This is a genomic window from Desulfogranum aggregans (assembly GCF_055398265.1).
The window spans coordinates 1,592,110-1,616,675 of the sequence record NZ_AP042447.1 but is presented as its reverse complement, the minus strand read 5'-3'; the positions used below and the strand labels follow the sequence as shown (position 1 = coordinate 1,616,675).

Below are 24,566 nucleotides of genomic sequence, written 5' to 3'. Positions count from 1 at the left end.
AGGAGGGAAGCATGGCTGATATACAGAATTTACTTTCACTGGCTGCCGGTTATCTACACGATGTTGACCTTTCACCGCTGAAAAAGGCCTATGCCTTTGTTTGCGAACGTCACGGCAATATGAAGCATCCCTCTGGCGAGCCCTACAGGGAACACCTGCTGGAGGTGGCGGCCAGTTTGGCGGCGATGAAGCTCGACCTGGATACCATCGTGGCCGGCTTGCTCCACGGGGTACTGAAAGAGGAGGTCGCCACCCTGGAAGAGCTGGAGGAGCAGTTTGGTCATGATGTGGCCCATATTGTTGACGGTGCCACTCGTATCACCCATGTTCGCTACAACTCGCAGCTTTCCCACCAGGCGGAAAATATCCGTAAGCTGCTGCTTGCCATTGGCGCAGATATTCGGGTACTGCTGGTCAAACTTGCCGACCGGCTTCAGGATATGCTGGTATTGGATGCAGTGGAGGAGGAGCTTCGCCGTCATAAGGCAAGGGAAACCATGGACCTTTATGCCCCCCTTGCCAGCCGTTTGGGAATAGATTGGCTCAAACGGGAACTGGAGGACCTGGCATTCAAGTATCTGTTTCCCAATGAGTACGAAGACCTCATTACCCATCTTGAAAGCACCCTGGAAGAGCGACAGGCCTATGTCAACGAAGTCATTGACGTGCTCTATGCCAAGCTGAAAAACAACCATGTCTATCCGGTCAGGATTATTGGCCGCCCCAAACATATATATTCCATCTATAAAAAACTGGTGGTGCAGAAAATCCCCCTCGAGCGGGTGTATGACAAGGTAGCTTTCCGCATCATCGTTCGTACGGTTAAAGAGTGCTACGAGGCACTCGGAACTGTTCATGGAGAGTGGACGCCGGTGCCGGGCAGGATTAAGGATTTTGTCAGTGCGCCTAAGTCCAATAACTATCAGTCCCTCCATACCACTGTTGCCGGACCCCGTGGGCATTTTATTGAAATCCAGATTCGCACCGAGGAGATGGACAAGGTCGCCCAAGAAGGAGTGGCGGCGCACTGGGCCTACAAGGAGGGACAGAGAATATCCAGTAACGATGCCCGCCTGTTCCAGGACCTGAAGAAACTGGTCCAGGCCCTGCAAGATGTCGAGGACCCGGGTGAATTTATGGAAACGGTGCGTGGGGAACTGTTCGAGCCCGATGTTTACGCCCTGACGCCCACCGGCGAGGTCCGCGAATTACCTCGTGGCTCCACGCCCATTGATTTTGCCTACGCAATACACACCGCTGTTGGCGACACCTGTGTCGGCGCCAAGGTCAATGGGCAGATGGTGCAGCTCAAGCAGGAACTGCAAAGCGGAGATATCGTCGAGATCCTGACCAAGAAGGAGCAGCATCCCAAACGTGCATGGCTGCAGTTTGTGAAAACCTCCCGGGCCAGGACGAGAATTCGCCAATGGTTGCGAAGGGAAGAGCGGGAGCGGTCCCTGAAGCTTGGCCGGGAAATCTGTGAAAAGGAACTGCGGAAATACAAGGTTTCCATTCGCGGATTGGTCAAGGGCGGGCATCTGCGGCTGTTGCTCAAGGATCTGCGATGCGTTTCGCTTGATGATTTGCTGATCAAGGTCGGCTCAGGGGTGATAACCGTTCCCCAGCTGATTCGAGCGCTGCAACCGGAGGAGTTCAAAGAAGCCGAGGAAAAACGGCGGGAAGCTGAACTGCTTGAACGAGCACGCCGCGCCGAGGAGAATCGGGCGGATCCGTCTTCACGGGAATCCATTGATATTGATGGAGTGGATGACATGCTTGTAAAAATCAGCCAGTGCTGCCGTCCTGTTCCAGGTGACAGCATTATGGGGTTCATTACCATGGGTTCGGGTATTTCCATCCACCGGGCCGACTGCCCCAACCTGCGCGCATCCGACCCGACCCGATGGGTCGAAGTCAGCTGGTCCGGATCGATCAAGACCACCCATCGGTCAGCGCTGCATATCAAAACGGAGAACCGTAAGTCCATCCTCGCTGAAATCAGCAGTATCATCAGTGCCGATGACGCCGATATTGTTGAGTTGACCGCCCGTACCAATGTGGAGAATATTGCGGTTATCAGGGTGGTTGTGGAAGTGACAGACCTGAATCAGTTGCAAGTATTGATACAGCACCTGCAGCAGATGCCGGAAGTCATTGAGGTGCGCAGGGCGTAATCCGCCCGGTCGACAGCAGGAGGGAACCACGGTGGTGATCTGTGAGGTCTGCGGCAACCGTATCGAGTCAACGGCAACTGTCTGCCCCTTTTGCCAGTCGCCATGCACTCAGCCTGCTGTTTCCCGAGGTGAGATCCTTCATCGAACCCTGAACCTAGAGAAGGGGATGCCTCTGGTGGAACAGGCTCTTGAGCGGCTCCGCAAAGAGCTCTATGTCTGTCGTCGCCAGGGAGTGAGGGTGATCACCCTGATCCATGGGTATGGTTCGTCCGGCAAAGGGGGCAGCATTCGCCGGGAAGTACGTCGTCATCTTCGATATATGCAGCACCAGCGCCTGATAAATGATATTCTACCCGGTGAGGAATTTTCCCGAAAGTCCGGCCATGGCCGACAGCTGGTGCGGCGCTTTCCCGTTCTTGCCGATCATCGCGATCTCAACCGCGCAAACCCCGGCATCACCCTGGTTGTCCTCTGACGCTCGCTGGGTGATCGAGCGATCCATTACAAACGATTACAGCACCTTTTTTCAATTCCCACCGTGGAGGTAGGTTATGTCGCAACGTCCAGCAGATGCTTTACGACCGTTTTCCATTGAATATGGCATCCAGCCCCAGGCTGCAGGTTCCGTGCTGATGCAGATGGGGCAAACCCATGTCCTGTGCGCTGTATCTGTTGAGGAACGGGTTCCCTCTTTTCTGGCCGGTACCGGTTCAGGATGGATTACCGCTGAGTATGGGATGCTGCCGGGAGCCACGCATACACGCGGCAGACGAGAGGCGATCAGCGGGCGATCCGGGAGGACCTATGAGATACAGCGTTTGATTGGCCGGTCATTGCGTATGATGGTTGATCTCCACGGCCTTGGTGAATATACCTTAAGGGTAGATTGTGATGTGATAAATGCCGACGGCGGCACCCGTTGTGCTTCCATTACCGGCGGGGCACTGGCACTTCGCCAAGCCTTTGGGTGGATGGTGGAGCAAGGGATGGTAAAGAGGCTGCCGGATATCCTGCCGGTTGCTGCTGTGAGTGTGGGCGTGGTCCAGGGGGAGGTAATGCTTGACCTGGATTACCGGCTTGATTCTTCCGCCGATGTAGATGCCAACTTTGTCATGAGTGGCGATGGTCGATGGATCGATATCCAGTCAACCGCTGAAGGGCAGCCGTTTGCACCTGAGCTGTTTCCGCAGATGGCAGCCTACGCCACCCGTGGCATCACGGAGTTGTTTTCCCTCTGGGAAAGGGATATCAACAGTCGTTAAACAAAGCAAGTCAGAGGCCTACACCTGCGAGGTGGAGGGAAGGGGTGCAATGGGGACAGGGAACGGAAACACGTCGCCACGAGCAAAAAGAAATCTGCTGTTTAGGTTGCGGCCGGTGATGCGATGGATTATCAGGCTACGCGGATCAACAGGCGCCATTGCCGGCGGTTTTGCTCTTGGCACCTTTATAGCCTTTACTCCCACCATCGGTTTGCAGGTGGTGCTGGCGTTGTTTGTGGCAACGTTGATCAACGTTAATCGGCCAGCGGCAGTGATTCCGGTATGGATTACCAATCCGGTCACCATGGCACCCTTGTATACCTTTAATTACTGGCTGGGCTGCCTTTTCTGGGAGGGCCCGCCCGTGGCCGAAGTCTCCAAGAAGTTACTGGAGATCACCCGCAAAATGGCCAGCTTTGATGTTTTTGAAATTCCTGCCCAGATCATGACTTTTATGCATTTGGGCAAGGAGATCATTGTGCCCCTGACCATCGGCAGTGTCCTGGCAGGAACTGTGTTTGGTACTCTGGTATATTTTGTTACCTATCAGCTCCTGCAGGCATTTCAAAATCGCCGAAAACGGAAAAGACCCAATGCCACTCCCTTCGAGAAATGAAGGCAGGGCAACTCGGTGATCGATTTACAGCTCGCCTTGTCGTCGTAGTCGGAGCAGGCGCTTGAGCAGGGGAACGCAGTCCGGCGTAAAGGGATGTTCTTGGCGCAGGGCATCGATGGCCTCAAAGGCAACAAAGCGTCCCTCATCGATTTCCTCAGCCTGAAGTGCAAACGGTCCATTATTGCGACAGGCAAACACCCGCCCCCAGGTACGGGTGAAAGCGTCCTCGTAGTACTGGGCAAAAAGGGCGCGCAACGGTATATCCCTTATTCCCAGTTCCTCGTGGAGTTCGCGTAGCGCCGCCTCCTCGTAACTTTCTCCCTCCAGCACCACCCCTCCGACCGTCATATCCCAGTAGCCGGGATAAACGTCCTTGTTCATGGTTCGCTTGTGGATGAACAGGTGCCCTTGGGTATCCAGAACCAGGATATAGGCAGCTCGGTGAACGAGATTCAGCTTGCGCATTTCCCTGCGGGGAGCACCGGTGAGCGGTCTGTCGAGGCGATCAACGATCTGCACCCGTTCCAGGGGGAAATCAGCTGTCTGAGTGCGCACCGTCGTCTTCCTCCTGCGGATGGGCAAACGTCCAGCATCGATGGATGGGTGGTTTACGGGCGAAGTCCGGCGGTAGGGTCTGGTCGGTAATTTCCGCTACCAGGAAACTCTCGGTCAATGCAGGGGCAAGGCTGAATTTTTTGTAATTGGTTGAAAAAAGCATGGTGCCCGAGCGTGAGAGACGTGCCATGGCCAGACGCAGCAAGGCTTCATGATCTTTCTGTACATCAAAGACCTGCTGGCGATGACGCGCGTTGGAAAAGGTCGGCGGATCGACAAAAATGAGCCCGTAGCGCTTGCTTTCCTTTTTCAGCCACTCTATGCAGTCGGCTTCGATGGTCTGATGGAGTATGGACCCGTAGCCGTTAAGCGAGAGGTTGGCCTGTACCCGATCAAGGTAGGCTGCAGAGGTATCCACGGTGGTGGTTGAGGCCGCCCCGCCATGGGCAGCGAGCACAGTGGCTGAACCTGTGTAGCCGAAAAGGTTGAGAAAATGTTTTCCCTGTGCCTTGTCTGCCAGTATGCGCCTGGTGTTTCGGTGGTCAAGAAAAAGGCCGGTATCCAAGTAGTCGGTAAAGTTTACCAGGAAGCGGCAACCGCTTTCTCGTACCTCCTGAAAGGTCATTGCTTTCTTTTTCAGCTGACCCTTTTTCTGATATTGCTCTTTTCCTTTTTGTTTTTTCCTGGTCTTGATGAACAATCGGCTGTGGGGAATGTCCAGTACCATACGGATGGTCTGCAGGGCATCGGTCAACCGTTGCTCTGCTTTTTCCTGGTCAACCGTGGATGGTGCCGCATACTCCTGTACCTGCACCCACTGTTCATAGACATCGATTGCCAGATTGTACTCGGGGATATCTCGATCATAGAGGCGAAAACAGCTGATGTGTTCCTGTTCTGCCCAGGCAAATAGGCTCTGGCAGTTTTTGCGTAGACGGTTGGCCAGGTCCGGTGCCGGATAGTCTGCATCAGGGGCTGGCAACTCCCATTGATGCGGAGGGCGTTCGCTGTCCGGTTGGTGTTCGCCTACCAGCAGTTGGCATCTGATGGGACCATTATACAGCTTGTGGCGCTGCTGCCAGGCGATGGTCGTCATTTCTGCAAGGTCTGGGTTACCGGTGAAAAAGGCCAGCCGCCAACCGGCGAATTCCCGGCGAAACCGCCTGCCAAGAAAACGGTACAGGTACTTGACCGCCAGTTTCTCTGAGAGGCGGTCACCATAGGGAGGATTGGTGATGATAACCCCCTGGGAGCCTGGACTGTGGAGATCAGCCAGCTGACGATGACGAATGGTAATCATATCCCGCATTCCAGCGGCGATGACGTTCTGACGGGCGGCTGCAATCGCCCGAGGATCGGCATCATAACCGATGATTTGCGGCATTTGCCGTTCGGCGCCTTCGTCCTCCTGCTCCAGCGCTTCGGCAGTCAACCGCTCCCACAGGCGGTCGTCATGCTTGTGCCAGGAATGGAAGCCAAAACGTTTGCGCAGGAGCCCTGGGGCTGTATTGCTCAGCATCAGAGCCGCTTCAATCAGGAGTGTTCCGCTGCCACACATCGGGTCGAGCAGGCAAGCCGATGAATCCAGGTCTTCCAGGCAGCCGGATAGTCGTACCAGTGCTGCGGCTAGGGTCTCTTTGAGGGGCGCTTCAACGACGCTGCTTCGGTAGCCGCGACGGTGGAGACTGTCCCCGGAAAGATCCAGTGAGAGGGAAGCGTGCACGCCGTTAATGTGGAGGTGAAAACGTATTCCCGGTTGGTAACTGTCGACGTCCGGGCGACGGCCAAAACGTCGACGAAATTGGTCCACGATCGCATCTTTAACCCGCAGGGAGGCATACTGGCTATGGGTTATCCGCGCATTGACCAAGGTGGTGAACACGGCAAAGGTTGTGCGCTGATCAAAGTGTTCGTCCCATAGGATCTTGCCAGCCTGAGCATACAGGGTGTCTGTATCCGGTGCGTCGAATCTGGCCAACTGGAGAAGAATGCGTGAAGAAAACCTCGACCAGAGGCAGGCCCGGTATGCCGATTCCAGAGCCCCGGTCCACGAGACCGCGCCGGGAGCAGTTGTTACCTCGAGGCCCCCAAAGGCTATTATTTCCTCCTGGACGACCTGTTCAAGACCAGAGCCACAGGTGGCGACAAACTGGAGAGGGGACTTTCGGGATTTTTTTTTCTTTCTAACGATAGCCATGGATTTCGGGCAATGGTGCTGGATGGTAATGAAAAAAAAGCCGATACAAGCAGGCGTGGGTGACCGGTCGGTACCCGTTTAGGAACACTATGTACTGTCGGGCTGCAGGTGGCCTGAGCAAATGAGCTGACCTGATCAGGATTAAACCTCGGCAGCAATCTACCACAGGCATCTGTTTGGTACCCTGAGGGGGCCTTTGCTCGCAGTGGCCTGTGTCAAGGAATTATCGAAGAGCCACCATAAAGGATTTGCCGCCACAGTACAACAGAAAAGGACGAGGTAACGCAGGTTTCTTCGCCGGGCAGGTACCCCTCCATATCGGCTGCCCAAAGGCCCATACAAACAAAAAGGACAACGCCCTCCCGGATGAACAGCACTGTCGGTCAGCGGTCGAGACGGCGGACAAAATCCTCCAGGTAGCGACAGCCTTCAATTATCCTGGGAAGGTTGTCCTGAAGGTACTCGGTAGTGACTTTTTCTGCACCCGGCCAGGTGTGGAGCACCTGGCCGCCGTCAAAATCCACGCCGGCTACTCGGCAGCTCAGGCTTGTGGCGGGCATATAAAAATCAGAGCCGGGCAGGACAGCCACCCGGGCCTCTTGCAGCAGTGTGCCGGCAAGTTGACTGGAGGTGATGATTCCCCGGGCATGGAGTGGCTCCCTGAATTGTTCAAAATCGGGAAAAAGGTAGAAGGCTCCTGCCGGCCGGGGGCAGTTCAGGCCTGTTTCGATAAAGCAGGTATGGAGGTAGTCGAGAACAAACCGATAGATTTCACATGTTTTACGGATGTATGGCCGGACTTCTTCAATGTTGCGATAGGCCTCCAGTGCGGCATACTGTATTGGCGCACTGACAGCGCTGAAAGTCTCACTAACCACTGACTTCAGCGCCGGCATCACCGGATCCAGGGCACTGGGGATCAGGACAACACCCAGGCGATACCCCCCGGCAGCAAAGGCCTTGGACAATCCTCCGGAGAGGATGGTGCCCTCCGGGTAATGCGTGGCCAGGCTGCTCATGGGCCATCGATCGAAATCGATCATGGCATAAATTTCATCGGAGATGACGATCACCTGGTACGAACGACAGATTTCCGCAAGCTCCCGTATTTCACTCTCATGATACAGGGCTCCGGTGGGGTTGTTGGGATTGTTGAATATCAGGATTTTCTGCGCCTGACCAGCACTGTAACAGGCCCGATCAAGGAGTTCCGGGGTGATGCGGTAGTGGTTTTCCCGGTCTGTCTGGATGGGGATGATTTCCTTGCCCCGCAGGGCGGCCTGCGGGCCGTAACTCACCCAGCTCGGTACCGGTACCAGCAGGGGGCCTTCCATGAGGTAGATGATCTGAAAGATCAGTTCCTTGCTTCCCGGTCCGATGCAGACCTCTTCGGCCGTATAACTATAGCCGAATTCGTTGCGGTAAAATTCCGCCACGGCTTCGCATAATAATGGCAGCCCTTGGGTAGGGAGGTAGTCTTTCTTGTCGGCATTGGCCTGAAGGGCCTGTTGGATGACCTGGGGCACCGGGAATGGCGATTGGCCAAAGCCGAAGTGGACAATGTCTTCCCCTTTCCTACGCATCTCCAGCGCTTTTCGGTTGATGGCAAGGGTGGCTGATTCCTTCAGGCTGAGTACCAGCGGATTGAGTGCGGGACGCATGGTGTTTCCTCTGTCTGTGATGGTCCTGGAACTGAGCAGATGCAGGCTGCATGCAAAGGCTCTATACATGCAAGGCATGCGTCAGGCAGCGTTGATGTTGATGACTGCAGGGAGCCCGGGCAAAACGTATATGTTTTTCTTGCTCACTTCCCCCCTGATCGAGTCTGTGTGAGATGATCGCGGACGAAGAGTGCTTATTAATCGCGAGTGTCCATTCTGCAGCTGCAGAGGCAGCTTTGCAGGAAACGCGTCAGTATGTTGCTTCTACAGCATCCTTTACCGCCTTACAATGGGAATCTAACCTGAAGGTAACATTAGCAATGTAGAGAGTTGCTGCGCGTTATCGGAAGAGGCTGTTTTTCAATATGTGAACATTTACATGCTGTAGATTGGCTCCCCTTCAACAGCATGAGCTGTTGAAGGGGGCAAACACACCTAAAAAGGAGGAAATGTAGATGAAAGGCAGAAACGCAATATGTATCGCAGCAGCACTTTTTATCGCCATGACCGGTTGTGTCCACGCTGGAAAGGAGATGATAGGGAAATCCGGAATGAACCAGTATAAGAAAAAGACCAATCAGCAGGCCCAGCTTGGGCCACGCCCTTTTTTTCTTGTCAACGACATGGAGCCGGGATTGTTAAAAGAGGAGTTGCAGCAGTGTGTAAACGGCCCCTTTTACCGTACTGATTTTTCTATTGGTCACCGCGGCGCTGCCATGCAGTTTCCTGAGCACACCAGGGAATCCTATATGGCTGCCGCCCGTATGGGAGCCGGTATTCTTGAATGTGATGTGACCTTTACCAGTGATAAAGAACTGGTCTGTCGTCACTCCCAGTGTGACCTGCATACAACCACCAATGTCCTGGCCATCCCCGAGCTGGCAGCCAAATGCTCCGAGCCGTTTAGTCCTGCAGAGTACGATCCGGCGACCGGGGAGTTGGTGAAACCAGCTGCCGCCAAATGCTGCACCAGTGATTTCACCCTGGAAGAGTTCAAGACCCTGTGTGGAAAGATGGATGCCAGCGACCCGACCGCCACGAATGCGCAAGAGTACTTGGGTGGAACAGCGAACTGGCGAACCGATCTGTACGCAACCTGTGGGACAGTCATGACCCACAAGGAAAGTATTGCTCTCTTTCGGCAACTGGGAGTCAAAATGACACCTGAACTCAAATCACCCAGTGTGGATATGCCGTTTAAGGGGACCTACACCCAGCAGCAGTATGCCCAGCAGATGATTGATGAGTATCGGCAGGCCGGGGTGCGGCCCCAAGATGTCTATGCCCAATCGTTTAACCTGGACGATGTGCGCTACTGGATCGAGCAGGAGCCGCATTTCGGCAGGCAGGCTGTCTACCTGGACGACCGCTATGATGATGAACGGTTCGACCCCATGGATGCGGCAACCTGGTCTCCCTCCATGGAAGAACTGGTGGCTGATGGGGTGCGAATTATCGCACCGCCCATGTGGATGCTGCTCACGGTGGATGCCGCTGGGGAAATTCTCCCCTCTGCATACGCCACGCAGGCAAGGGCAGCCGGACTTGACATCATCACCTGGACCCTTGAGCGCTCAGGACTGTTGGCGCATGGCGGCGGCTGGTACTATCAGTCACTGGAGGGGGCCATTGATCGTGATGGTGATATGATGACCGTCCTGGATGTGCTGGCGCAGAATGTCGGGGTACTCGGCATTTTTTCTGATTGGCCGGCAACCGTTACCTATTATGCGAACTGCAAGGGGCTGTAAGTCCCGCTCATCACCCTTTGGCACTCCCTCTGTGGACACTCTTGTTCCGGCATCATTTGAGGGAGTGCCGCGTGTTTCCCATCGTCACCTGTTGCAAAGAGTGACCGCTCTCTCTGCTTTCTCTACCTTTTGTTCAAGAGGTTCCTTAACCGATCGGTCGCCTGTGCCATAGCGCTACTAGCGCAAATGACAGGTGTGGCAGTGCCTCCTCACCGTGCACCGGCAGGTCGCTGGAACAGCCGGTACAGGGTATTGTTCCTCTTGCCCGAAAAAACACTGATCGTATTCCTTTCATTGAGATTTGTTTTCTTTCTTCCTGCCGTGGTTGCTTTGAGATGAAACTGGGTGGAGCATTTGGTATTCTGGGAAGAGGGTATATTCGGCACAGAGCATGAGGGCTTGTGCCCCGATGGGATCTGCATAGAATCGGTTGACAGCATACGAGGAGAGATGCATGAGCAATACAACAGCGCACCAAGGGAAAGGGCAGGTGCCCCCAACCTTTTTTCAGGCACTGAAAAAGAGCTGCCGGATGTTTGTCTCCATAGGACCAATGCTCTTGGGAGTAGTCGGTCTGGTAGGGATACTGCAGGTGTATATCACTCCCTCAATGCTTGCGAGCGTTTTTTCCGGCAATCCCATAACAGATACCCTTGTCGGTACCCTGACAGCGGCTGCGGCTTCAGGTAATCCAATGGTCAGCTATGTTCTGGGTGGCGAGCTGTTGGAGCAGGGTATTTCGCTCTATGCGGTAACCGCTTTTCTCCTTTCCTGGGTGACCTTGGGGTTTGTTCACCTTCCTGTCGAGGCGGAGGCGCTCGGGCTGCGATTTACGGTCTATCGGAATATTCTTACCTTTCTCGGAACCGTCCTGGTTGCATTGGCAACCGCTTTCACTGTACAGGTGCTGACATGAAGGAAAAAGACAACTCCTTAATCTTTCGGGGGAAATATTTCGTTTTCTTTGTTAGTATAGTTTACTGTATTCTTCTGCTGGTTGATCCATCGGCAGCGGTGACTGGACTCTCCAGGGCTGGTCGAATCGTCATCAGGATTGTGCCGGTGTTTGCCGTTGTTATTGTCTTGACCGCCTGCATCAATTACCTGCTGCGGCCCCAGCAGATTGTCAGGCATCTAGGCGAAAATAGTGGATTCAAGGGGTGGGGAGTGGCACTGGGGGCCGGTATCGTATCCCATGGCCCGATGTATGCGTGGTATCCACTTCTGGAGGATATGCGCAGGCAAGGGCTTCAAGACAGGCTACTGGTGGCTTTTTTTTATGCCAGGGCGGTCAAGTTGCCGCTTCTGCCATTGATGGTCGATTATTTCGGTATGGTGTTTACCTGCGTGTTTTCCGTTTATATTCTTGGCTGTGCGGTTTTGCAGGGAGTTATTTTTCAGTATTGCGGAGGGAGTAAAAGGGGGATTGACGAGCAGTAAGGTTGTTCATACAAAACAGGAGGGGACGCGGAGTGACAAAACAGCAATGGTTGACAACCCCGGCGGGGACGCGTATACCGCCAATTATCTATGGGACGGCCTGGAAAAAGGAGCGAACCGCCGACCTTGTTGAACAGGCAATCAGCAAAGGTTTCCAGGGAATTGACACCGCCTGCCAGCCAAAGCACTATAACGAACAGCTTGTGGGAGAGGCGCTCGTTCGGCTCAGTCAGAGGGGCATTGCGCGTGAGACCCTTTTTGTGCAGACTAAATACACTCCACTTCCCGGACATGATCCTCACACTATACCTTACGACCAGCATGCAGACTTCGACCGGCAGGTCGTGCAGTCATTTGCCTCTTCAATCACTAACCTGCAGACAACCTATATTGATTCATTCCTGCTGCATTCACCTGTTACCCCCTTCACCAACCTGATGACCGTGTGGAGAGCGATGGAGACAATCCATCGATCCGGTGGCGCCTTGGAACTGGGTATAAGCAACTGCTACGAACTTGACCTGTTGAAAGCGCTTTATGCGGAGGCCGAGGTCAAACCGTCTATCATCCAGAATCGATTTTATCGTGAAACCGGCTATGACCTGGATCTGCGCCGGTGGTGCACCGATCATGGCGTCATCTACCAGAGTTTCTGGACGCTGACAGCCAATACCCATGTTTTAACCAACGGGGTCATGCAGACCATGGCCTATAAATATGGAAAAACCGTCTGTCAGGTGTTTTTTCGTTACCTCCACCAGTGCGGTATTGTACCGCTCACCGGTACAACCTCAGAGCAGCATATGGAAGAGGACCTCTGTATCTTTGATTTTCAACTGAGCGGTGAAGAGGTGGACCTGATCAGCTTTCTGTTGAATTAGGTCGAAGATGGTGCTACAGGTCAAGCATTTACCCCGCACAGGAAATGAGCCGGGCGCTGTTTTTTCCTCGCTTCATCCAACTGCCTGCTAAAATTCATGCGCACCAGGCAGGGTCGGCCGGGGATTAGATGGAGACGATGTGGCTGTACCGAAAACCCCAGGGGATCAGGTGGCAGAGTCTGACCAAACCGCAAACTCGTTGCCGCTTGGCTCGGTAAAATGGAATCGGCGACCGCCGGGGAAATTGAATATTGGTCTGATAATTGTTCCGCCCCATTGGGAGACCTTCCCCTGGGTATGTTCAAGATCTTTGCTGTAAAAGACCAGCAGTGCCCCGCCATCGGCCGTGCGTGAGCGTAGCTCGCTTCTGTAGAAACCTCCATCAAGCCCTTGGTTGGCGAAGGCGGTGTAATCGGGACCATAGTCAACAAATATCCAGCCAAATACCCCTTGAAAGAACCTTTTGGTTGCTTCCAGGTCGCTGGCGGGGAATTCTACATAATTCAATTTTTCATGGGTGTTCATTCCTGTTCCTCCTTAAGTTTCTTGGTGATGATGGCGGTTGGTACGAATACTGCTGGCTGTGCGCCCAAGGGGAACGCAAGCCTTTACCTCCAAGACAGGGAAACGGACTCCAATACATACGCAGCCACCTGGTTTGATGCGCCTTGATTGTAACCGTTTTCCCTTCCGAGAGGGGGGAGGCAGATGGACATGTTGAAAATTCCGGTAGAAAAAGATAAGACAGAGAAACAATCCAGTTGCACCCACATGCAAAGGGTAATCATTTTATACACCTGTGCAAAGCATGCTGCTCGGGATACAGCAGGGGGAAGAGATGGGGGTATTCGTACGTTCAGACATAAGCAGGCACCAAGGTTGTTGATGGCTGCATGGGCAATGTCGTTTTTTTTGGGTGTTGAATCAACCGGAATTGCTCCATGGGGCAGATGTTGGCGAGGTCAGATGCTGTAGGTGAAAAACAACAAGGAGGAATAAAATGGCGAAGAAAGCTGAAGTGTACAAATGTGAAGCATGCGGGAATATCGTATTAGTTCTTCATGGAGGCGACGGCGATTTGGTCTGCTGTGGAGAGAATATGGTGCTTCTTAACGAAAACACGGTTGATGCCGCTACCGAAAAGCATGTTCCGGTAATTGAAAAGGTTGAGAACGGGTTCAAGGTATCGGTTGGCAGTGTCCCTCACCCGATGGAGGAAAAACACTATATCGAATGGATAGAACTCATTGCCGACGGTAAGAGCTACTTTCAGTTTTTACAGCCTGGGGACACTCCGGAAGCCGTTTTCTGCATTGATGCAACAGATGTTGCAGCTCGGGAGTATTGCAACCTGCATGGGTTGTGGAAGGCGTAATATGCAGTAAGTATATACGCTGTACACCTTTTAACGCTCCATCCCCAGTACTACAGGGCATGGAGCGTTTTTATGCTCTCTGAATCACAAGGTTGTGGAGTCACCACGGTGGATAAAAAGGACGATACCGAGAAAAGTACCGAGTTGAAAAAGCAGGAAAAAACCTACAATATTCTTCCGGGTCCCAAGATGGGACTGGTGACACCCGAGTACCTTGAGCAGGTCGCCAGGGTTGCCAGGACATATGAGATACCCTTTCTCAAACTGACCGGCGCACAGCGGGTCGCCATTGCAGGTCATCCGCAGCCAATGGTTGAGCAAATCTGGCGCGATATGGGGCAGGAGAGTGGACCGGCGAAACCTGCAGGGATTCATTATATTCAGGCGTGTCCAGGGATACATTGGTGCAAGTATGGACGAAAGGACTCCCTTGCCTTGGGGAAAAAGATCGAGGCGACCATGCTCGATATACCACTGCCGGCGAAAACCAAGGTCGGCATCTCCGGATGTGCCATGAACTGCTGTGAATCCTATATTCGCGACATCGGTATCTTTGGACTCAGGAAAGGATGGACCCTTGTTTTCGGCGGCAACGGCGGCGGTGTACCCCGTATCGGCGACGTTATCGAAGAGGGGCTTGACGATGAACAGGTCGTGTCCCTGGCAACCAAATGTCTGGCATTTTACAGTGAACGGGCGCGAAAGTTTGAGCGGACCGCTCGGGTGATGCGTCGGACCCCGCTGGAAGAGCTGCGCACCTTTCTCGCAGGGCCTTGATAGGGCGGTAATACCAGACAGGAGCAGTTGCCTTTTCCCATTATCTCTGTTCTTCTCTCTCTCGCCTAAAATGGCAGGGGACAGGGTTGCGCTCTACAGTCGGTGGGAACCGGAAGGGGGAGGGGCGTTCCGGTTGCCTGGCTACCTGCCTAGCCATGGGTAGGCATGGTCTCGGATTACTCCTTTTGCAGCCCTTTCTGCAAGGCGGTCCCGAGCTGAATGAGGGTGTAGGGTTTTTTCAGAAAGCCGCTCACGCCCAGCTTCTTCAACTTTTCCACCGCATCGCTGTTTGCATATCCGCTGACAATCAGCGCCTTCTGGTCTGGCTTGAATGTTGTAATTTGTTTGAAGGTTTCATATCCGCTGATTCCCGGCTCCATGATCATATCAAGGAGAACCAGATCGACGTCATTGTCGCGAAGGAAAGCAACCGCTTGCTCACCGCTGTTCACCAACTCGACCTGGTAGCCCAGGGCGATCAGTTTCTGGGTCGCAATATCCAAAAGTTTGCTTTCGTCGTCCACTACCAGAATCAGTTCATTGTTTCCCTGGAGGGATTCGATCGATTCGGTCTGCTGCTGGATGCGCATCGAATCATTGGATACCGGGAAGTACAGGTCAAAACGGGTTCCTTCTCCTTGGGTCGAGTGGGCGGTGACAGTGCCGTTGTGATCTTGCATGGTACTCCAAACAACGGCCAGCCCAAGGCCAGTCCCACTGACCCCCATTGTTTTTTTCGTATAAAACGGCTCGAAGATATGGTCGATATCCTGCTGAGCAATCCCCGGTCCCGTATCCTGTATGGACACGACACTGTATTCTCCTGGCGTGAGTCCTGTTTGGATGCTCATGGCCTCATCCACTGTTTGACTGCTGGTCGTGAGTGTGCAGCGTCCTTTGCCACCCATGGCTTCCACGCCATTTCGCAACAGGTTCATGAGGCATTTTTTAAAATGGATAGGGGCGCAATGCACATTTTTCAAGTTGTTGTCATAGATGATCTGCCAGTCGATACCCGGAGAGACATAGGTAAGCTTACCGTGTTCCGGAGAGCGGAGGTATTCATGAATGAGTTCGTTGAGGTTTTTCACTTCCTTTACAATGGCCGCCCCCCGAGCAACGGTCAACAGATCATCGACCACCGCTGCGGCTTGTTTGCCGGACTCCTCAATAAGTTGCAATGGCCGGCGAAGTTTACTGTCCTCGGGCAGGCTGAGGAGAATCAGTTCGGGATAGCTGGTAATGCCTGCGAGAATGTTGTTCAGGTCATGGGCAACGCCCGAGGCCATCAGACCGATTGATTCCATTTTTTCGAGTTTATGTAACCGTTTGGCCATGATCTCCTGGTCTTTTTCGATAGTTACCTGCTTAGTGATGTCATGGCCTATGAACAGCAGCCCCCTGTACTTACCATGCTTGTCGGTGATGGAGGATATTCGTACATCCAGTACTCTGTTGCTGCGGTTGACACTGAAGCGATAGGTGCCGACCTTTTTGATGGTTTCCAGTTTTGATGCAAACCGCTCGGTCGACTGGGCATTGAAAAAAGTGTGGATTTGCTGGAGATTTTTGCCGAGGAGTGTGGCAACAGGAACCTCCAGGAGCCGTTCCGACTCTTCGTTGGCATAAACGACCATATCCTGGTTGTCGGTGCCGATAATGGCAGTGTTTTTTGATGAGTGGAGAATGGAGTCAAGGTAGTAACCTGTTGTTTCCGAGGCTGCGGCCTGCTGGTCAATTTTTTTGAAAAAGCTCAGAATTGCAGCTAAAAAAAGAGATAAAAGGATAAAGGTGATTCCAGAAAGCAGAAGCGTGGTTTTTTGTGCTCGCAGAAGAAGGCCGTGCAGAGGCACCTTGACGGATATGAGTGCTCTGATATCTCCGACCTCTTCAAAAAAACCGGCCTGGTCACCATACAGGGCAACCATGGCGGCTGGCGCATCCTTCGGGTTGCCGTGGCAGCGCATGCAGGATGGTCTGTTAGCGGCGACGGGAAGGGCATAATAGAGCATTTTTCCCTCATCTGAAGAGAGTTCCTGCTTATACTCCTGCAAGGTACCGGCGTTGAATTGTTGAAGCAGCTCAAGCTCAAAGGTGTCTCCCGCGTTACTGGGGTTGCGAGGGTTTTTGGCCGCAAGCCGAAAAGCAACAGTATCCAGGCCGGCCTGACGGCGTTCCTCGTTGAGAAATTCCATGATACTTCTGGCGATAAAGGTCCTGGAAAAAAGGGTTGGGGAAAAATAGTCCGAATCGAGGGTACCCTCATCCTGCAAACGAAAAACCTCGGGGCGCTGCACCTTGGCGACAAAGGTATGTATTGCTCTGTGTTTGAGCAGAAAATTGGTCAGGTTAGCTTCCGCCTCCCTGATGGACAGTTGTCTGCATCCCTGATAAATAAAAAAAACGAGAATGCAAAAAGTAAGAATGAAGAAGAATATGGTAACTAATCGTTTTTTATGGGCAAGTGGCATGTAGTCGAGTGATGAAGAGGCAAAAAAAGCCTGTGTGCATTGGGTCAGAGGAAACGGCCCGTTTCAGGACCTTCTGTGTGGGGCGCGCCTCACTTGTTACATTTTTCAAGAAGGAGGCTACAGCCTTTCACCTTGTCGGAAGTATATATCCTCCGCTGGTAGTCGCCAAAGAGTTTTTCATGGCTGTGAACAAAAAAAATATTTGCAGCACAAATCCTTGGTCCTGATCTGAAGGCAGAAAAAAGTCCTGGAGGTTGCTGATTGAGGGAGGCGTTCAGGATAGTTGGGAAAGATAGAGCACCTCGTCGCTGGCGGCGAGCAGGCCTTCGGAGAGACGTCGTTCTCTCCGGGTCATGGCGGAGTCCTGGAAGGTGTTTCCGTAGTACATATTAATGATGCGCGTTGAGGCAACCTCCAGCGTCTGTAACAGGAGAGGGAGGCTTCCTGCCTGGAGATAGAGGGTCGCATCGTTGACAAAGAGGATATTTTTTGGCTGCTTGGTAAAGATGGAAAACAGGCGCTCGATCCTGCAACGGTTTTCTTCGGCGAGTTCTAGCGTGTGCGCTGCATCTTTGCCCATGAGCCGTGGTGCGCTGATGGTATCGGTCAAATGAAGGATCGGCGTGTCACCGGGAAGCGGCAGTTTGCCGCCGATGCCTTGCACCTGATCCGGGGCCAGGTCCAGAATCGCGATTTGCGGACCGTATCCAGCCTGGAGAAACAGTTCAAGAATGGCAGTAGTCCGGGTGGTCTTGCCGGAGTTGACATCACCGGCTATCACCGTTTGTCGGTTGAGGTATGGGTGAAGATCATGGTCGCTCATCAGAGGATCACCAGTTTGGTGAGAAGAAAGCGTACGGCCAGGAAAGAGGTGACCAGAAAGGTAAGTGCTCCCAAAAAGTTGAGGAGGACGGAGTTTTTGGAGGTAAGGTCTTTCCGGTTTAGCAGGTAGAGAATGATCCCGATGATCAGCGGAGTACCGGTAAGGCCCAGGGCCAGCATGAGCGGAAGCAGGAGGAAAAAGCTGCCTTTGACAAACGGGCCCAGCATGCTCACCAGACATCCTGCAAATACGGCTAGGGCAAAGCGATTGTCCTGCACGTTTTTTTCCCATCCCATCTTGTCGGCAATAAAATAGGCGCCTGCCATAAAGGTGGGAGAGAGAGTGGAAAGGGTTGCTGCCCAGAGACCGACCAGAAAGATACGCATGGCGTTGTCCCCCAGCAGCGGCTGCAGGGCAAGAGCGGCATCGGTTGCCCGTGTAATCGTAATTCCATGCGGGTGAAGAACAGCGGCGGCAACCAGAAAAATGGCTGCGCTATAGAGCCCAAAGGCAATCCCCATGGAGGATATGGTATCGAACCAGGCCAGTTGCAAGTCCTTTGGCTTCCAGTTGCGGGCGTTGGTATTGTAGGTATGCATGCCGATAATGGTTATATGCACTGCCCCGCCCATGATCGCCGCCATCATCAGGGCCGCATCCATACCGCCGGGAAGATTTGGGATCAGTCCCCCGGCAATACCGCCCGCTGAGAGGTCGGCCATGAAGAGCGTCGCTACAAAGCAGGCGACAACAAAGACCACAAGCAGCTTACACGCGGTCTCGAATCCCGGATATCCTTTGCGCACCAGAAAGAAGCCGATTAACAGTCCATAGCCGATCCCCCAGAAAGGGGTCGTGATGCCGGTGACCAGGGAGGTGACACCACTCAGGGCATTCATCAGGACCACTGCAGCCAGCCAGGTTGCCAGCAGGGCGTCGACGGTGAGCACCCATGCCCAGATTTTCCCCAGATGCTGTTCGGTTGCCGCAATAATACCTTTCCCTTCAAGGATGCCGACTCTGGCTGCCAGATACTGGGCCGTACTGCCGAAGAGTGCACTGCACAGCACCACCCACAGCATCTTGTAGCCATAGGTGGCACCGGCAATGGCCACACTGGCCAGGGTTGCCGGACCGCAGGCCACGGCACTGATCACCCAGGCCGGTCCCATGGCCTTGAGGTGTTCAAGGTATGATTTTCTCATTTTATCTGGCCCTTCAATCACGATTTGCCGGCCCTCAAGCCGATATGCTAGAGGGCACGGGTGGGCAGGTATTCACCCTGTAGAGAATAGATCCATTGTGTAAGGGTATTCTTTACAACGAGTTTTCTCTCTTTGCAACGAAAGGAAAGAGCAGGAAAGGGCTTCTGGTTTGGGAAAAGTCCAGGTGCCTGTCTGCGTCTTCTTTTTTGGGCTCCTCACGCCTGGTGATGCATATGCTTGCCTCATCAACCAGCGGAAACATTTTATTATTTCCGGATCGACAGGAGTTGAGGAAGATTACGAACAAGGGCTACACGGATGTGACTGCGCGACCGGAAGAGATGGGCAAGCCGAAAATACGCGGGCGAGGAAAAAAAATTTTCCTCAGGGTGAAGTGCTGCATGGCATATAAAAGAAGTACAGGTGAGCGGTCAGGTAGTCGGGGATAACTCTATATCCCTGCATAAGCGCACGCCTGAGTTACGTTCCATCTGTTGGTCGGACAGAAGAGGACTGCTTCAGTTTTTTCTTATGCTGAGACTGGTCTGGCCGGTATGGAGCAGCAGGGCTTTTTCTTGTTGTAGTTGCCTACCTCGACAGCAGATTAACAGCAATCATCCAAAGATTTTTCCTCATCCACTTACCCTAAACCCTTAAAAAGGAATCCTTTTAACCAGCCTGCCATTCACCCTGAGCCTGCCGAAGGGTGGTTCGCCCAAGATTGGGGAGTCGCCCTTCACGCATCTTTTTTTTTGCTGGAATGTTCAGCGCTCCCTCTCCAGTTATAGGAATAGGATAACTTGACATCCCTTACTATTTCTCTGGCCTTCTCCGCCTGATCCTTTTTGACCATAACCCGCATAGGTAGGGCATTGAAAAGATAGGGAGCTACATTTTCCCCTTGGATGAAATACACAATGCCCTCTGCATCAAAGAGAGATTTGATAAATACCCGATCTCCGGCATTGTGGGTTTCCAGGATCATTACATAGTCAGTAAAGTCGTTTTTCATAGGCATGAACAGTCTATGTGCGCACGGCAGCTTTGCGTGTATTCAAAAGCCTTATCTTAAAGATAAGTTCTCCGGATTGTTTCTACAAGGAGGGGTGCCTGGTCGACTTGCTGGATGCCTCATCACTCCTGTCGTCAGGAGGTTGCTGAGGCAAGGGGGACGTTCGATGGAGCTGACGACTACGACTGTTCGGTTGACACGTTGAGCATTTGAAACATCATTTTATCTTGGCAAACTATTGGGGATAATTTGATTTTTTCACCCAAATAGTTGGAAATTGCCTCCGCACCATGAGGATCGGATGGCATATTGTAATATTCGAAAACCGATTTGAGCAGATCAGCCTGGTTGTCAAAAAACCATTCCGCTGAGAACACCTCGGACTTCTCCACTGTTAACCCGCTGTTAACAATTGATTGTTGAGCGAATTTTTTTTCATTGTTTTCGTTATGGAGAAAGGAAAAAATTATTTCGATCTCTCCATCAATTACAGGTTCTATTATGAGGATTTTACCACATGGTTTGCTCACTCTTGTCGCCTCTATAATGGCTTTTGGGCAATTGAGATGATGTAACGAAAGCGTAAAGAGGACCAGGTCAAAACAATTGGAAGGGAAATCCAGTTTTTCTCCGGACCCTACTCGAAAATCAACTTGTGGAATAGTCGCTCTGGCATATTCTATTGCCGTTTCGTCCGGGTCAATAGCGATGAGTGTGTGTGTTTCCGTAGATAATAAAGAGGAGATTCTTCCGCGACCACAACCGATTTCAAGAGTCTTTTTATTTTTTAGTTCCACATGCTCGAGTATTTTGTCGAATATTTTTTGTCTACTATGCTCTTTCATAGGGAGTTGAAAAATTTATGTGAAAATGTGAAGGGGTATTTGACGTTTTTTTGTTGTTGTACTCGTTGAAGTGTGCTGCTTACCCGTATAGTCGCAGAGAGCAATTTATGCTTGCAGCAGTTCATCTTGATGTGTTTTTGAAGATGCTTGTTACTCATTTAAAATGATTGAAAATATGAGATAGGTATATTGTATAACGTTGTGCAAAGAGGTTGACAAGCGGTTTTCCCGTAGCGTTGCAGCCGGGTGTGGGTGGGGTGGATGCGTTGACTCACTGGCTGAGGATGCACATATTCTTAACAAGGATTAAATGCACGTCCTGTTGTGCCGCGCGCTCTGCCCTCCCAATTATCTTCGGCAGTACCGAGCGGAGAGGGCTACACCTCCCTGAGGTGTTGCCGAGGGAGGACAGAGGACCACCAGCTCGAACAGGGCGTGCGCACCTTTTTTTACGCTGGGCAATTCGGATCAAAAAAGTCAATCATCACCGTTACACCCCCCTGTGAGTATAAGGAGGAGAGGGCATGGATGTTGTTCGCGAACTCGGCATCAAAAAACAAAACAAGGGCGCAGCAACGGGTGCCAGCTGGATTGCCTCTGATGATGAAAATCGGCTGGAAGTGCACTCCCCCATAGACGGTAAAAAGATTGCTTCGGTCAATCGGGCCGGCACGAAAGAGTATGAACGGGTTGTTGCCCGAGCGATCAAAGGGTTCAACCACTGGAGAACTGTTCCCGCGCCTCAACGGGGGGAGATTGTGCGCCAGATCGGGCTCGAGATGCGGAGGCACAAGGAGCTTCTCGGCCGGTTGGTGTCGCTTGAGATGGGTAAATCGCTGGAAGAGGGATATGGTGAAGTACAGGAGATGATTGATGTCTGCGATTTTGCCGTGGGCCAGTCGCGCATGCTCTACGGGCTCTCCATGCACTCCGAACGGCCACAGCACCGCCTTTATGAGCAGTATCATCCCTTGGGTCCGGTCGGTATCCTGACCGCTTTTAACTTCCCGGTGGCCGTTTGGTCATGGAACGCCATGATCGCTGCAGTATGCGGTAATGTTACGGTGTGGAAGCCCTCTTCTCTGGTGCCGTTGACCGCTATTGCCCTCCAGCGGATCATCGGTCGTGTGGTGAAACACAATCAGCTGCCTGAGGGAATCTTTTCCCTGTTGGTCGGCAGTGGAAGCTCCATCGGAGAAAGTATGCTCGCAGATACCCGTCTGCCGTTGATTTCCTTTACCGGTTCGGTGGCCACCGGTCGCCATGCTGCTCAGGTTGTGGCCGAACGGCTCGGCAAGTCGATCCTTGAGTTGGGCGGCAATAATGCCATCATCCTTACTCCTGAAGCCGACTTGGAGCTGGCGGTGCCGGCGGTGGTGTTCGGCGCTGTGGGGACTGCCGGTCAGCGATGCACCACCACCAGGCGACTGATTATCCACCAGTCGATTTATAAACAGGTTAAGCGGGCTCTGATCAAGGCCTACGGTAGCCTGAAGATCGGCAACCCCCTTGATTCCGCCAACCATGTCGGCCCGCTGGCCAATCAGGCGGCTGTCAAGGCCTATGTGGAGGCCATCCAGGTTATCCGTGAGCAAGGCGGCAAGATCCTCTTTGGTGGTCATCCCCTGACCGGCAGGGAGTACGGGTCGGGCTGCTACGTGATGCCCACTCTGGTAGAGGCGGACAGCACCATGCCGGTGGTCGGCCAGGAGACCTTTGCCCCCATCCTTTATCTGCTCCGTTACAAAGGCGGGGTGAAAAATGGTATCGCCCAACAGAACGGGGTCAGGCAGGGATTGTCGTCCGCTATCTTCACCACCAGTCTGCGCGAGGCCGAGACCTTTCTCTCCAGCGAGGGATCGGATTGCGGTCTGGCCAACGTCAATATCGGGACCTCCGGTGCGGAGATCGGTGGAGCTTTTGGCGGGGAAAAAGAGACAGGCGGCGGTCGTGAATCCGGCTCTGATGCCTGGAAGGCCTATATGCGCCGCCAGACCGTGACTGTGAACTATGGGACAGGTATGCCACTGGCCCAGGGGATCACCTTTCAACTGTAACTTTCCCAGGTCCAACCGGAACGGTTGATCCGTTCAGATGATTTCGTCAATTGTCAGGGAGAATTATGGGAAAATTGAGGAGGCAAGCGATGGTGGAGCCGAAACAGGTAGTACAGGTGCTGGGGCAGCATATTCTGGCCGACGGCCTTGAGCTGGTAATGGATCTGGAAAAATCCAGCGGCTCCTACCTGGTTGACAAGCTTACCGGGGATCGCTTTCTGGATTTTTTTTCCATGTACGCCTCGATGGCCGTAGGCTACAATCATCCCAGGTTATTGGCAGTGAAGGATCAACTCGGCCGAATGGCGGTACAAAAACCTTCGTGCTCGGATGTCTATACTGAGACCTTTGCCGAATTTGTGGCAGCCTTTAGCGAACTAGCCATCCCTGCAGGCCTGCCCCATGCCTTTTTCATCGAGGGCGGTGCGCTGGCGGTGGAAAATGCCCTTAAGGCTGCCTTTGACTGGAAGGTGCGAAAGAATTTTGCCAAGGGAGCGACCAGGGAAAAGGGTGGGAAAATTATTCATTTTCAACAAGCTTTCCACGGTCGTTCCGGCTATACCCTTTCCCTGACCAATACCTTTGACCGGCGCAAGACCAAGTACTTCCCGACGATGGACTGGCCTCGTATTGTCAATCCGAAGATCATCTTCCCGCTGGAAGGGGAGAACCTGGAGCAGGTGATCGAACGGGAACGTCAGGCGCTCAGGCAGATAGAGGCGGTGATGGGGCAAGAGGGGGATGATATTGCCGGGTTGATCATCGAACCCATCCAGGGGGAAGGGGGGGATAACCATTTTCGCGGGGAATTCCTCCGTGCGCTTCGCCGTCTTTGCGACCGACACGATATCCTCTATATTCTTGACGAGGTCCAGACCGGTGTGGGGCTGACCGGTCGATTCTGGGCCTACCAGCATTTCGATTTCTCACCGGATATCCTCTGCTTCGGTAAAAAGACGCAGGTGTGTGGCATCCTGGCCTCCACCAGGATTGACGAGGTGGAGAACAATGTGTTTCAGGAGTCGAGCCGCATCAACTCCACCTTTGGCGGCAATCTGGTGGATATGGTCCGGTGCAGCAAGATACTGGAGATCATCCACAAAGAAAACCTGGTAGACAACAGTCGGCGTCAGGGGCAGTTGTTGCTGGCCGAGTTGCAGCGGCTTGGTGCGGAGTTCCCTCATCGGGTGACCAATCCCCGCGGCAGAGGGCTGATGTGTGCTTTTGACCTCCCCGATGAACAGACCCGCAACAAACTGTTAACCGAATTGTTCCGCCGCAGAGTACTATTGTTGGCCTGCGGAGAGCGGTCGATCAGGTTTCGCCCACACCTGATTGTTCATCGATATGAGATTGAAGAAGTAGTCGGCATCATCCGCAGCATCCTGCGCGGATGGTAACCAACATGGTCCTTGGCGGCCCTTTTTAGCCAATACTGCTCCTTCCCCGTGAGGGATGCAGCAG

At 53.1% G+C, this 24,566-nt stretch carries 21 protein-coding genes; 12 read left to right on the top strand and 9 right to left on the bottom strand.

Annotated elements, in window-relative coordinates:
• Window positions 1-11: 11 nt before the first annotated feature.
• From ACZ52Z_RS07330 to ACZ52Z_RS07315, 4 genes are all read left to right on the top strand, one after another.
• Complete coding sequence (locus ACZ52Z_RS07330) at window positions 12-2,174, top strand: RelA/SpoT family protein (protein ID WP_464270100.1); 2,163 nt, start codon at window positions 12-14, stop codon at window positions 2,172-2,174.
• A gap of 31 nt (window positions 2,175-2,205) precedes the next feature.
• Window positions 2,206-2,649: a Smr/MutS family protein gene (locus tag ACZ52Z_RS07325; RefSeq protein WP_464270099.1), complete on the top strand. Its 444-nt coding sequence runs from the start codon at window positions 2,206-2,208 to the stop codon at window positions 2,647-2,649.
• Window positions 2,650-2,725: 76 nt separating this feature from the next.
• Entirely contained in the window at window positions 2,726-3,436 is a 711-nt protein-coding gene (rph, locus tag ACZ52Z_RS07320) for a ribonuclease PH (protein WP_464270098.1), read from the top strand.
• A 118-nt stretch (window positions 3,437-3,554) separates the two neighbouring features.
• A complete protein-coding gene (locus tag ACZ52Z_RS07315) occupies window positions 3,555-4,052 on the top strand; it encodes a DUF2062 domain-containing protein (RefSeq protein ID WP_464270769.1) in 498 nt (165 codons plus the stop codon).
• A gap of 24 nt (window positions 4,053-4,076) precedes the next feature.
• On the opposite strand, the gene ACZ52Z_RS07310 is transcribed toward ACZ52Z_RS07315, so the two are convergent.
• From ACZ52Z_RS07310 to ACZ52Z_RS07300, 3 genes are all read right to left on the bottom strand, one after another.
• On the bottom strand, window positions 4,077-4,607 hold the full coding sequence (locus ACZ52Z_RS07310; RefSeq protein ID WP_464270097.1) for an NUDIX hydrolase: 531 nt from the start codon (window positions 4,605-4,607) through the stop codon (window positions 4,077-4,079).
• Window positions 4,588-6,804 carry a bifunctional 23S rRNA (guanine(2069)-N(7))-methyltransferase RlmK/23S rRNA (guanine(2445)-N(2))-methyltransferase RlmL gene (rlmKL, locus tag ACZ52Z_RS07305; protein ID WP_464270096.1) on the bottom strand — a complete coding sequence of 739 codons (2,217 nt, stop codon included), beginning with the start codon at window positions 6,802-6,804 and terminating at the stop codon, window positions 4,588-4,590. The genes ACZ52Z_RS07310 and rlmKL overlap by 20 nt, the downstream gene beginning before the upstream one ends.
• Before the next feature lie 383 nt (window positions 6,805-7,187).
• Complete coding sequence (locus ACZ52Z_RS07300) at window positions 7,188-8,465, bottom strand: pyridoxal phosphate-dependent aminotransferase (RefSeq protein WP_464270095.1); 1,278 nt, start codon at window positions 8,463-8,465, stop codon at window positions 7,188-7,190.
• Window positions 8,466-8,920: 455 nt separating this feature from the next.
• On the opposite strand from ACZ52Z_RS07300, the gene ACZ52Z_RS07295 reads away from it, so the two are divergent.
• From ACZ52Z_RS07295 to ACZ52Z_RS07280, 4 genes are all read left to right on the top strand, one after another.
• A complete protein-coding gene (locus ACZ52Z_RS07295) occupies window positions 8,921-10,216 on the top strand; it encodes a glycerophosphodiester phosphodiesterase family protein (protein WP_464270094.1) in 1,296 nt (431 codons plus the stop codon).
• 454 nt (window positions 10,217-10,670) lie between these two features.
• A complete protein-coding gene (locus tag ACZ52Z_RS07290; protein WP_464270093.1) occupies window positions 10,671-11,132 on the top strand; it encodes a permease in 462 nt (153 codons plus the stop codon).
• On the top strand, window positions 11,129-11,656 hold the full coding sequence (locus ACZ52Z_RS07285) for a permease (RefSeq protein WP_464270092.1): 528 nt from the start codon (window positions 11,129-11,131) through the stop codon (window positions 11,654-11,656). The genes ACZ52Z_RS07290 and ACZ52Z_RS07285 overlap by 4 nt, the downstream gene beginning before the upstream one ends.
• A gap of 32 nt (window positions 11,657-11,688) precedes the next feature.
• Window positions 11,689-12,537 (top strand): aldo/keto reductase family protein, encoded by an 849-nt coding sequence (locus ACZ52Z_RS07280; RefSeq protein WP_464270091.1) that lies wholly within the window; start codon window positions 11,689-11,691, stop codon window positions 12,535-12,537.
• A gap of 165 nt (window positions 12,538-12,702) precedes the next feature.
• On the opposite strand, the gene ACZ52Z_RS07275 is transcribed toward ACZ52Z_RS07280, so the two are convergent.
• Window positions 12,703-13,062, bottom strand: a complete 360-nt coding sequence (locus tag ACZ52Z_RS07275) for a VOC family protein (RefSeq protein ID WP_464270090.1) — start codon at window positions 13,060-13,062, stop codon at window positions 12,703-12,705.
• Window positions 13,063-13,537: 475 nt separating this feature from the next.
• Here ACZ52Z_RS07275 and ACZ52Z_RS07270 point away from each other — a divergent pair, with 475 nt between their 5' ends.
• Window positions 13,538-13,912, top strand: coding sequence for a desulfoferrodoxin (locus ACZ52Z_RS07270; protein ID WP_464270089.1), 375 nt, complete (start codon window positions 13,538-13,540; stop codon window positions 13,910-13,912).
• A 72-nt stretch (window positions 13,913-13,984) separates the two neighbouring features.
• Window positions 13,985-14,689 (top strand): NAD(P)/FAD-dependent oxidoreductase, encoded by a 705-nt coding sequence (locus tag ACZ52Z_RS07265; protein ID WP_464270088.1) that lies wholly within the window; start codon window positions 13,985-13,987, stop codon window positions 14,687-14,689.
• Between the two features lie 176 nt (window positions 14,690-14,865).
• Here ACZ52Z_RS07265 and ACZ52Z_RS07260 read toward each other — a convergent pair whose 3' ends face one another.
• The 5 genes from ACZ52Z_RS07260 to ACZ52Z_RS07240 all read right to left on the bottom strand — a co-directional run bounded on the left by ACZ52Z_RS07260 (window position 14,866) and on the right by ACZ52Z_RS07240 (window position 21,045).
• The gene (locus ACZ52Z_RS07260) at window positions 14,866-17,160 is read right to left on the bottom strand and encodes an ATP-binding response regulator (RefSeq protein ID WP_464270087.1); all 2,295 of its coding nucleotides are present in this window, start codon (window positions 17,158-17,160) and stop codon (window positions 14,866-14,868) included.
• A 274-nt stretch (window positions 17,161-17,434) separates the two neighbouring features.
• Window positions 17,435-17,983, bottom strand: a complete 549-nt coding sequence (locus ACZ52Z_RS07255) for a hypothetical protein (protein WP_464270086.1) — start codon at window positions 17,981-17,983, stop codon at window positions 17,435-17,437.
• A complete protein-coding gene (locus ACZ52Z_RS07250) occupies window positions 17,983-19,188 on the bottom strand; it encodes an NRAMP family divalent metal transporter (protein WP_464270085.1) in 1,206 nt (401 codons plus the stop codon). Before ACZ52Z_RS07250 ends, ACZ52Z_RS07255 begins: the two co-directional genes overlap by 1 nt.
• A 736-nt stretch (window positions 19,189-19,924) precedes the next feature.
• Window positions 19,925-20,206: a putative signal transducing protein gene (locus tag ACZ52Z_RS07245; protein WP_464270084.1), complete on the bottom strand. Its 282-nt coding sequence runs from the start codon at window positions 20,204-20,206 to the stop codon at window positions 19,925-19,927.
• A 173-nt stretch (window positions 20,207-20,379) separates the two neighbouring features.
• The gene (locus ACZ52Z_RS07240; RefSeq protein ID WP_464270083.1) at window positions 20,380-21,045 is read right to left on the bottom strand and encodes a class I SAM-dependent methyltransferase; all 666 of its coding nucleotides are present in this window, start codon (window positions 21,043-21,045) and stop codon (window positions 20,380-20,382) included.
• Between the two features lie 524 nt (window positions 21,046-21,569).
• Here ACZ52Z_RS07240 and amaB point away from each other — a divergent pair.
• Both amaB and lat read left to right on the top strand, forming a co-directional pair.
• The gene (gene amaB / locus ACZ52Z_RS07235; RefSeq protein WP_464270082.1) at window positions 21,570-23,102 is read left to right on the top strand and encodes an L-piperidine-6-carboxylate dehydrogenase; all 1,533 of its coding nucleotides are present in this window, start codon (window positions 21,570-21,572) and stop codon (window positions 23,100-23,102) included.
• An 89-nt stretch (window positions 23,103-23,191) separates the two neighbouring features.
• A complete protein-coding gene (lat, locus tag ACZ52Z_RS07230) occupies window positions 23,192-24,502 on the top strand; it encodes an L-lysine 6-transaminase (RefSeq protein WP_464270081.1) in 1,311 nt (436 codons plus the stop codon).
• Window positions 24,503-24,566 lie beyond the last annotated feature (64 nt).